Annotated in this window: 2 protein-coding genes; both read left to right on the plus strand. The window is 45.1% G+C overall.

The window, feature by feature from the left end; translation table 11 throughout:
• Positions 1 to 313, plus strand: a 313-nt coding sequence (locus Q7U10_02875) for a relaxase/mobilization nuclease domain-containing protein (protein MDO8281560.1), incomplete at its 5' end; no start/stop codon positions are given.
• 22 nt (positions 314 to 335) lie between these two features.
• Positions 336 to 1507, plus strand: a protein-coding gene (locus Q7U10_02880; GenBank protein ID MDO8281561.1) for an IS3 family transposase whose coding sequence is annotated in 2 segments (ribosomal slippage) — positions 336 to 603 and positions 603 to 1507 — 1173 coding nt in all. Because the reading frame shifts where the segments join, the coding sequence is not laid out codon by codon here.
• Positions 1508 to 1541 lie beyond the last annotated feature (34 nt).

The following is a 1541-nucleotide window of genomic DNA, read 5'->3' on the forward strand; positions in this document are numbered from 1 at the left end:
GCAAGAAATTGAAGCCAGAACCGGTGTTGAGAGCTTGCTGGGCTGGATCAAGCGTGAGGCACTCACTGAAATCAAAGACGCGGATAACTGGCAGGATTTGCATCAGGTTCTAGCTAGACATGGCCTTGAAATCAAGGAGCGCGGCAACGGGTTTGTATTGGTTGCCAACAATGGTGTGGCTGTTAAAGCCAGTTCAGTTGATCGCTCTTTATCTAAAGGGAATCTGACCAGGAGACTGGGTGCATTTGTACCCGTAGATAATTCTAAACTGAGGTATGCTGATTTTCAAGGAGTCCGAAGTTTCATAAAATGAAGAGATGAAATGGAGGATGAAGATGGAATTACCGCGCACCCAATATAGTCAGGAATTTCGGAAGGAATCAGTTAAGTTTTTCAAAGAAAGTGGATTGACTCTGGTTGAAGCTGCGAAACGACTGTCGTTACCCAAGGGGACACTAAAGAACTGGGTTTATGCTGACAAACGGGGAGAACTCGCTGCAGTAGGCAAGCATCAGAAGCCGCTGACTGAACTTGAGTTAGAGCTATCCAGAGTTAAACGAGAATTAGCAGAAGTGAAGATGGAGCGTGACTTTATAAAAAAGTGTGCGACGTATTTCGCCAAGGAGTCACGGTGAGATACGGTCTGATTGAATTGATGCGACGAAGCTATCCGATTGCGCTCATGTGTCGAGTACTTAATGTTTCCGAGAGCGGTTTTCATACCCAAAGAACTCGCCCGCTTTGTAACCGTAAGCGGGAGAATACAAGACTGGAAGTAGAAATACTGGCTGCACACCAACGTACACGAGAGACCTACAGTGCGAAGCGTCTGCATCTTGATTTGGCAGATCACGGAGTACAAACCACACCATATCGCGTTCGAACATTGCGCAAGAAGTTGGGTTTGCGTTATAAGCAAAAGTTAAAATTCAAGGCGACGACCGATTCTAAACATAATTTACCGGTTGCGCCCAATATTCTGAACCGGGAATTTGCTGTTAATGCACCTGGTAAAGTATGGGTCAGTGACATCACTTATATTCCTACGGATGAGGGCTGGTTGTACTTGGCTGGAATAAAAGATCTATTTAATGGCGAACTGGTGGGCTATGCCATGAATGAGAGAATGACAAAGAGACTGGTTATACAAGCATTATTTCGTGCAACTGCAAGTAAACATCCGGATAAGGGGCTAATTGCTCACTCAGATCGAGGTGGCCAATACTGTGCGCATGATTACCAGAATCTATTACAGCAATTTGGCATGATCGCTTCCATGAGTCGCAAAGGTGATTGCTATGATAATGCTCCGATGGAAAGCTTCTGGGGGATACTTAAAACCGAACTGGTGCATCATCGGAGATTCAAAACACGGCAACAAGCCATTCAGGAGATTACCGAATATATCGAAATCTTCTATAACAGGCAGCGCATGCAGGAAAGATTAGGTTATCTGTCACCAGCACAATTTACGCAGCGATACTATGCAAATCTAGCCGCTGCTTAAACACATGGACTCCATTTTTGACAGCACACCTCAG

The sequence above is a fragment of the Thermodesulfovibrionia bacterium genome (assembly GCA_030646035.1).
GTDB lineage: Bacteria > Nitrospirota > Thermodesulfovibrionia > UBA6902 > UBA6902 > JACQZG01.